The sequence below is a fragment of the Priestia megaterium genome (genome assembly GCF_023824195.1).
GTDB classification, from domain to species: domain Bacteria; phylum Bacillota; class Bacilli; order Bacillales; family Bacillaceae_H; genus Priestia; species Priestia megaterium_D.
Genome location: NZ_CP085446.1, coordinates 100,684 through 108,974, shown reverse-complemented (window position 1 = coordinate 108,974; position 8,291 = coordinate 100,684). Strand labels below are relative to the sequence as shown.

Annotated in this window: 10 protein-coding genes; 4 read left to right on the top strand and 6 right to left on the bottom strand. The window is 31.3% G+C overall.

Going from position 1 to position 8,291, the window contains the following annotated elements; all coding sequences use genetic code 11:
- Positions 1 to 636 precede the first annotated feature (636 nt).
- Complete coding sequence (locus tag LIS78_RS29675; RefSeq protein ID WP_252285608.1) at positions 637 to 1,308, top strand: NAD(P)H-dependent oxidoreductase; 672 nt, start codon at positions 637 to 639, stop codon at positions 1,306 to 1,308.
- 517 nt (positions 1,309 to 1,825) lie between these two features.
- Here the strand turns inward: LIS78_RS29675 and LIS78_RS29670 are convergent.
- Both LIS78_RS29670 and LIS78_RS29665 read right to left on the bottom strand, forming a co-directional pair.
- Entirely contained in the window at positions 1,826 to 2,698 is an 873-nt protein-coding gene (locus tag LIS78_RS29670) for an AbaSI family restriction endonuclease (protein WP_252285607.1), read from the bottom strand.
- Between the two features lie 110 nt (positions 2,699 to 2,808).
- Entirely contained in the window at positions 2,809 to 3,186 is a 378-nt protein-coding gene (locus tag LIS78_RS29665) for a hypothetical protein (protein WP_252285606.1), read from the bottom strand.
- A 500-nt stretch (positions 3,187 to 3,686) separates the two neighbouring features.
- On the opposite strand from LIS78_RS29665, the gene LIS78_RS29660 reads away from it, so the two are divergent.
- On the top strand, positions 3,687 to 4,004 hold the full coding sequence (locus LIS78_RS29660) for a thioredoxin family protein (RefSeq protein WP_055990308.1): 318 nt from the start codon (positions 3,687 to 3,689) through the stop codon (positions 4,002 to 4,004).
- A gap of 149 nt (positions 4,005 to 4,153) precedes the next feature.
- On the opposite strand, the gene LIS78_RS29655 is transcribed toward LIS78_RS29660, so the two are convergent.
- Complete coding sequence (locus tag LIS78_RS29655) at positions 4,154 to 4,771, bottom strand: NUDIX hydrolase (RefSeq protein WP_252285651.1); 618 nt, start codon at positions 4,769 to 4,771, stop codon at positions 4,154 to 4,156.
- Positions 4,772 to 5,410: 639 nt separating this feature from the next.
- On the opposite strand from LIS78_RS29655, the gene LIS78_RS29650 reads away from it, so the two are divergent.
- Positions 5,411 to 5,596 carry a hypothetical protein gene (locus LIS78_RS29650; RefSeq protein WP_061860450.1) on the top strand — a complete coding sequence of 62 codons (186 nt, stop codon included), beginning with the start codon at positions 5,411 to 5,413 and terminating at the stop codon, positions 5,594 to 5,596.
- A gap of 13 nt (positions 5,597 to 5,609) precedes the next feature.
- Positions 5,610 to 5,858, top strand: coding sequence for a spore coat protein (locus LIS78_RS29645; RefSeq protein ID WP_013060045.1), 249 nt, complete (start codon positions 5,610 to 5,612; stop codon positions 5,856 to 5,858).
- 281 nt (positions 5,859 to 6,139) lie between these two features.
- Here LIS78_RS29645 and LIS78_RS29640 read toward each other — a convergent pair whose 3' ends face one another.
- The 3 genes from LIS78_RS29640 to LIS78_RS29630 all read right to left on the bottom strand — a co-directional run bounded on the left by LIS78_RS29640 (position 6,140) and on the right by LIS78_RS29630 (position 8,101).
- Positions 6,140 to 6,655: a DinB family protein gene (locus tag LIS78_RS29640; protein ID WP_061860442.1), complete on the bottom strand. Its 516-nt coding sequence runs from the start codon at positions 6,653 to 6,655 to the stop codon at positions 6,140 to 6,142.
- A gap of 199 nt (positions 6,656 to 6,854) precedes the next feature.
- On the bottom strand, positions 6,855 to 7,313 hold the full coding sequence (locus LIS78_RS29635) for a GNAT family N-acetyltransferase (RefSeq protein ID WP_061860443.1): 459 nt from the start codon (positions 7,311 to 7,313) through the stop codon (positions 6,855 to 6,857).
- A gap of 185 nt (positions 7,314 to 7,498) precedes the next feature.
- Positions 7,499 to 8,101 carry a methyltransferase domain-containing protein gene (locus tag LIS78_RS29630; protein ID WP_252285604.1) on the bottom strand — a complete coding sequence of 201 codons (603 nt, stop codon included), beginning with the start codon at positions 8,099 to 8,101 and terminating at the stop codon, positions 7,499 to 7,501.
- Positions 8,102 to 8,291 lie beyond the last annotated feature (190 nt).

The following is an 8,291-nucleotide window of genomic DNA, read 5'->3' as shown; positions in this document are numbered from 1 at the left end:
GTTTTTGTCCTCTCTTATACATCGTTATATACGATATATTAACAAAACGGATACTAATAAAGCAAATAACACAGACATATTAACCCTTGTTTATTTGGTCATAATAAGAGCTCTAATAATCTCATTCAAGTAGTACCAAAAATTCTTTTTTATCTCAGAGTCCTTTTTCTTATTTTCCTTCACGTAATATCCTCCTTAGTATATCGTTACGTACGATATATTGATGATTAATAGGCATAAAAACAAGAGAAATATATATACTAACGCTTATTTTATTAAAGCACGATATCCCCCCTTATTATATCGTCATATGCGATATAATAACAAAAGAAATCAAAGTACACAAGCCTTATATCACATAAAACATTTATCTGTATATGATATACAAAGGTAGTTAACATAATCACTCTTCTAGGCACAAAGATAAGTAACACCTTACTATAAGGCGTTACTTATGGTAAGTGACAATAAAATCGTTTAAAAAATAATAAAGTTGTTAAAAAATGCGGGTTATTCTATTCAACAATCGGGCCATATAATGAAATAAAGATTATTGAACTGACTGGCAGGGTAATAAAATGCTTTTGGAGAAATATGGTTTAGTAAAGTATTACTAAAAAGGAAGGATGATTCCACATGATAGGAATAGAGAGTAAAAAACAGGAAATTTTAAAAGCTTACCAGTTCAGACATGCTTGCAAGGAATTTGATACCAACAAAAAGATTTCGGATGAAGATTTTCGCTTTATTTTAGAGACAGGTAGATTGTCTCCAAGTTCAGTTGGTTTGGAGCCGTGGAAGTTTGTTGTTATCCAGGATGCAGCGCTTCGCGAAAAATTAAAACCTGTATCCGGCGGTGCCCAGGGACAACTTCCTACTGCCAGCCATTTTGTAGTTATATTGGCCAGAGGAAAAGAAGGCTTAAGACATGATTCCGTTCACGTAATCAAAATGATGAAAGACATTCATCATATGCCTGAAGAAGTTGTACAAAATCTTTCCGGTTTCTACAAATCCTTCGTCGAGACAGAACTCGAAGATAACGACCGTCTCATTTTTGAATGGGCAAGCAAACAAACATATATAGCACTAGGAAACATGATGACAGCTGCGGCTCAGATCGGTATTGATTCCTGTCCAATAGAAGGTTTTGATAAAAAGCAGGTAACCACTATTTTGCAAAATGAGGGTATCATTGAAGGCAACGATTTCGGTGTAGCCTGTATGGTCGCTTTCGGATATCGGAAAGAGAATCCCAAACGTCCAAAAACAAGACAAAATCTTAATGAAATTGTTGAGTGGCGATAAAACTGTATATGATGCTTCTCAACATCAGGGGACATGTCCAGAAGGCATGTCTCTTTTAATGTCATTTTAAAATAAGTTGAAAAATATTCAAAAAAATGAAAAATGGAACGGAGAGCGAAAATATCCTACGCATTTTAAAGATACACATCTTAATCGTGTTTAATAAATTGTTCCATATTATATATATGCCTTAAAGGCTATAAGAGCAGGCTTAAGCCTGCTCTTTCTTTTATTCATGAAACAAAATGTTTCAAATTTTAAACATAAACGTTTCATAAGCTATGAAATATTAGAGAACACCATGTTCATTTTTTTGAACCTAATGTTCTCTAAATATGAATGCAATTAGAATGCCTTCCGACCTTTGGTATTCGAAACCTATTTTTGGGGTTAGAAACGAATTTCAAATTTGAATCTACTCCCTTTTTTTCAGACTGCATATCGTATCCTCTTATTAGGTAGGGGATCACTAAATTTAAACTATTAGTCTCTTTTAATTTAAAGAAAGGGCTAGGTGTTATCTTGAAGGATAAGTTTTTATCCTTTCAGATAGCCTTTCCCAAACTATGCAACCAGCCTTAAAGGATTTGTTAATATTTAATTGATATTTACCCTTAAATCGATACATAATATCTCCTAATGGCCCTTTTACTTTTGCAAAAACAATGCGTTTATGAGGTCTTATTCTAGTGCCAATTCGTCCATCGACAATTCCTTTTAAATATCTCTGGTTTTCAATCTCATCTAGATTTCTTTCCAAAATGATAATTCCATCTTCAGAAATGGAATTATCCCAAGTGCCATTAGGGAATAACTTTGGAAACCATAACTCCGTATCTTTCTCATAGACATGGGATGCAGCTCCTTTTTGCCAGACTTTATAACGATGCCCAAAGCAGTTACATGCGTCAGCAATTGTACGAAAAGCAACATTGTCATGTAACGAAATAAAACCTCTTTCAATGTATGTTTGGGGGCTTAGCTCTTTTTCTATATCCCAAGGTACAAACTTATCTTTCTCTTTTAATAATCTTTCTTTAATTTCCTGTACAATACCTTCTATTTGCTGATGAATACTAATTAACCCTTTTGTGACATCTATTCTTTTAACTTCGTGGTCAGTTACTCTGACTATATCTTCTTCTCTTGCTTTATCTGATTCGATATTTGTTTTGTGATGCCCCTCATCAATTTCTATATGTATACCTAACTGTGGAAAGTACATGTCGGTCAAAGCATATTTACCATCAGGTCGAATCACATATTGTTGTGTAATAAATTTAATATCTAAATTATCAAGACGATTCCAAATACGTGTAATAACATAATTTTCGTCGTTTTTTTTGTTTGTTTTCGCCAACTGTGCTTTTATAAATCGATATTTATCCATCTTTTTTATCCTTATAATTTAATATTCCCTCTATAATGGAGAAAATCTTCTATACAAATATTTTTTATTTGGTTCTGATGATTGATCCTTAGATTCATTCTGACCGTCTTTTATTTATCTTCCATTTGAAAAAGCATAGGGTTTACTGTCCTACTGTATTCGGTAAAGAATTCATTCTTGAATTGTTCCCAACTTTCCCCAATACTTTCATAATACTTCTTCATAGTGTTATGTACACTAGTATCGGCCCCCATAACACGAAATGTTAAAGGGTTAGAAGGGTACATGTAAACACATCCCCCTGAACGAAGTTCAAGAGGCATTTCTAAAGAGAAAGTTATGTCTAGATATTTGTCAATCACAATAAACTTCTTATTCGCTTTTTTTCCACTCTTTTTAAGTAAAGTCGTATAAGATAAAGCACGTTCATTTTCAAAGACAATGTTATTAGAATGGCAACTAATATTTTTGTAAAAAGTGTTACTCATTGGTGATTATTCCTCCATATGTATAGTTAAGTTGATACTAGTCTATTTTAACTGAAAATAATACCTTATATATATTTGAAAAATTTTACATACCTTACACACTAAAGTCGGTTCTTCTATAAAAAATAAAATTAGCTTGCAACTAACTTCTAAATCGAATACATACTGATACTATTATTCTAAAAGGCAGGGTAATAAGTGTAATAGATAGAAACCCCCAAGGTTTACAAACTATAATATCTTAAATTTACTTTCCACCTTATAATTCGGTGATTTTAGACTTAATAAATAAGAGTATTAAAGACTTTAGAATTAAACATAAAATCCTCATTTTGGTAATTTATAGCCATTTAAATTCAAATTTTAAAAGATACAACTCAAGGGTGTTAATAGTTGGTAAAATAAAACATATAGGGTAACATTTTTTGTAATATAAGGATGTTTATAGGGGGATTTCGAGTGATAATATGTATATTTATTAACCAAATGGAGGTCCAATTTTGAGGATTTTACAAGGCACCACCACTCATTTTTCAGATCTATTAAAAAATGGTATTACAATTGTTCATTTCTTTTTACCTAATACACCGCATAGAAGAATTATGAAACAATTCTTTCATCAAGCGAGTAAAGAGTTTGAGCAAGAAGTAACTTTAATAGAAGTAGATGGAGAAAAAAATAAAGAAGATATTCTTCAGTTCAGTGTTGTTATTGCTCCTACTATTCTAGTATTCAAAGATGGAGAGGAAAGAGAACGATTAGTAGGTATTCACATGCCTTTTGAACTAATTAATTCGATTAATAAATACTGTTTATAATTTGATATTAAAAAAATTCCTTCTGAATACATTTAGAAAAAACCACTTCCTATAATTCTAATTATAGGAAATAAAGCCTTTGGAATCACTAATTCCAAAGGCTTTTAAATGTATATATATTTAAAATTGTTCTTAAATGTTATTACAAATCAATCAAAATATACAGATTCTTTAGGATTATACAAATGTTTAAAAGCCATCTCAATTTGTGTTTGTGTATTTCGAGCTATTGATAATGGCGGCAGTTTATTTTCAGCAAAGAATTCCACAGCACTCGTTTCTACACCCTTCATCGGTTGCCCCCCAATGATTTCACATTGAATGAACATTTTATAAATATGAAAAGGTGAAGGAGGATGTGGATGACATTTCATATCCATTACAGCTAACAATTTGACAGCTTTCACATCAAATCCTGATTCTTCTTTTACCTCTTTAACTGCTACTTCACTTGGAGTTAACCCAATGTCAGCCCAGCCACCAGGTAACGACCAACTACCATCTGAATTCTCTTTGACCATTAATATTCTGTTATCCTTAAAGATCACAGCCCTAATATCTACTTTAGGTGTTGCGTAACCAGTTTCATTTGCAAATAAATCTTTTATGACTGTCATTTCCATACCTGTTTGTTGTGATAACATTTCAACGCTTATGTCTCTTATTAGTTCAAATCTCTCTACATCATAAATATCTTTTGAATAAGCTAATCCTGCCTGTGCAATAGATTGAAGTTGCTTCGCCCAATCAAGCCACTTATGTTCTATGATTATCACCGCCATCTTAGTAATAACCTAATATTACCACAAAGAAAGAATTAAGTGACTTTGTTGTCATTTAATATGTTTATGCCATACAAAGTTAGTTAACATAATTTTGATAATATCAACTTAGTTATATAGATAATAATTAATGTATTTTCATTAAAAAGTGTAATATAACACATCTAGTATAGAAAAAGTTCATATTTGTCGTCACTAAGAGTAAAGTATAAAACTTTAATTTTTATAACAGAGTTTATTCATTTACTCCTTTATGTAAAATACGGTTATTTTACATCTTTAATAAAGATTACATTATTAAAGATGCATTTATATTAAATACTTATAAACTTTATGTTAAATCATTATAAATATAAAAATTTCTTAAAAGATAAATAGAAGATAGAGTGGTATATGATAAAAGGTGAAAATTTCTATTTGTTGCCACTTTATTTGAATAATGAAACTAATCAATTTAATGAGATACTTTATTATTTACTTAACGTAATGTGATTTATATGCAGTGACGTTTATGAGAGGTTATATCTACTATCTCATCAATTCATCTTATTTTTTATTACGCATATCTTTTTTTATTTGTTTCATAATAAAGAGGAATGAATGAAGAAAGGAAGCGAAATCAATATGCAAAACTTGACGGAGCTAGAAGTAGAGAATTTGCGTCATCTTATCGGAGCACATGGGACACTGATTAATAAATTAGAACAATACGCACAAGAATGCAATGATCCACAGCTTACAGCAATGCTACAAAAAGATGTACGTGACGCTAGAAATACAAAACAACAGCTCATTTCATTTTTAGGATAGGAGACAGATAAAGATGAATGAAAAGGATATCGTAAATGATTATTTAGCAGGTCTCAATGCAAGTTTAACAGGTTATGCCAATATTATTAGCCAAACAAATAACCAACAATTATATGAGACACTTATTCAAATACGTAATCAGGACGAGACACGCCAACGTAGTGTGTATGAGTATGCAAAACAAAAAAATTATTACCAACCAGCTGCTCCAGCAAATTCTACTATTGTACAACAACTTAAAAATCAATTACAACAAGGATAGAAGAAACTACCTAAGCATTAGGTAGTTTCTTCACTTTTAATCTGTATATGTCATTTCTAGTTACCATAATTCAGAATAGGAACACATAAAAAAAGAGAAGAGTACTTAAAGTATCTCTTCTCTTTTTATTTATTATCTATAAAGGTTAAGATTTGTTGCCTTTTTAATTGAGCCAATCCTTGAAAAGTTTCATTTATTACACGATTTGTTAACTGATTATATAAATGATATTCTAAACTTTGTTAAGAATATCATTTAGTATATCCTCAATAGAGGAAAAACTACTCTTTCGTATCCCTTTCATATAAATATAAAACATAATCAGTCATAACACCAGGATGGCCCAATTGCCGCAACATAGCTGTGATATTGCCACGATGATATGTTCCATGATTGACAACATGTTGTACTAAGTCAGATAAACGAGTTTCGAGTCGTCCAGCAAATGAAGTTTCAAGCACAAAGGCCGTTTCCATATCTTCTTGACGATCGAGAAACGCTTTGTACCGGTCAGATAAATCGAAAAACATCGTTTCTACTTCCTCGATTCTTTTCGTTTCCATCTGTTCTCTCAATTGATCAGCCGACGCATATACTTCATCAAATTTTTCACCAGAAATAAAATCTAACCATATGTTATCAGAGACATAAATGTGCGCCATCACCTTTGATATAGAAGGAAAAACGCTCTGAATTTCTTTTTCGTAAATGTCCTCAGAAAGTTCTTTTAATCGGTCGAAAATTTTTTGGTTTGCCCATACATGGTAGTCGTACAATTTTAATGAGTGATGTGACATTTGCAATTCCCCCTATTTCACTATTCATTATCGACATTACACAAGGTATCAGTAGTCAACTTAACTATACTTCTATAAAAATATCCTCCAGACCTTTTGCCTAAAGGAGTTTCTTGTTTACGTAATGGATTTTCTAGGTAGCAAAACAAAAGCTCACAAGTCTTAAGATTCTTGTGAGCCTTTGTTTAATTGTTGAATATTAGTTTCCAATCCCAACACTCATTAAAATACGTGATTCGTTTGTTGAAAATCCATTTCTTTTAAAGAATAACTCAGGTTTAGCATTACCTCTTTCAGTTGAAAGATATGCTTCGTTAACATTTCTAGACTCAAGAATATGTTTTAAGTAATCTAACAAGTTTGTACCAATCCCACTATGTTGAATATTATTTAGAACACAAATTTCATTTATGTAAAAGTTCCTAATATCTGCCCATTGTTCTTCATTTCCCACTAAAAAGCCCAATAACCCACCATTATTAGAATCGAAATAGCCTATGCCTATGTAACCAGGTGTTAGACTAATGTCTAAAAGACGTTTATAAGATGTTTCATAGCTCCAGGGCTCATTCCATGGCACATCATTGAATACACTGGTAAATATATTTGCTGCCTCTTCTAGATCTTTCTCTGATAACAATTGAACTTTACCTACCATTCATAATTTCTCCTTAAAGTTTTTATTTTAATTTTACAGTAATTTGGATATTATTTCTTAATTTTCAAGATGAATATGATATACAAAGTTAGTTAACATAATCACAATTATCGGCAGTAAAAAAGGCCATAGAAGATTATAAATCTCTATGGCTTTAGTATTGTAACTAAACAATGTGCTGCTTATTATAATTTTCTCGCAACAACCTTATTAACTGCATGACAGTGTCTAATATTATTTTCATGTTCATCTTCAAACTGATAAGATTGATACATTTCTACGGACCAATCAGAATAAATTTCTTTTAATTCACCTTCATTAAAAATTCCTTTAACATAACTCTTTAAATCCTCTGGTATTTCAACTTCATTAGTAAAAACCGCAATAATGTTGTATCCATTCTTTCGTGTTCCTAATTTCATACGTTCAATTACATTAGACCAGTGGTTACGTTCCATAAAATGAAATAGCCCATGTGAAATAACTAAATCGTATGTATCAATAAATTTATAGTTAACTACATTCTCTACAGATGCAGTTAAGTTAGTTAGGTTCAACTTTCCCTTAGCCCTATTGATTTTAGCTATACCTGCCTCTGATATATCTACTGCATCAACTTCGTGTCCTAAATTCGCTAGAAAGATAGCATGCCGTCCATCTCCACAGCCTAGATCTAGAACTTTCGAATTTTCTTTTAACCTTTTACTAACATCAACTACTTCAATACTTGGCTTGCCGAATGTTTCAACCTCATCGTTTAGATAAAATTTTTCCCAAAATGGTTCCATTAAATATCCTCCAAATACTTACTTTTATACCTTAAATTATATCATCTCTTATTAATTAGAATTGCTCATTTTATAAGTAATGGAGGTGTATATCATATACAAAGCTCCCTCTATAAATTGAGTAATATCAAGGGTTTATAGGGGGGAAATAAAATATAAAAAATTTTTTTATGTCCATTTCTAACCTTAT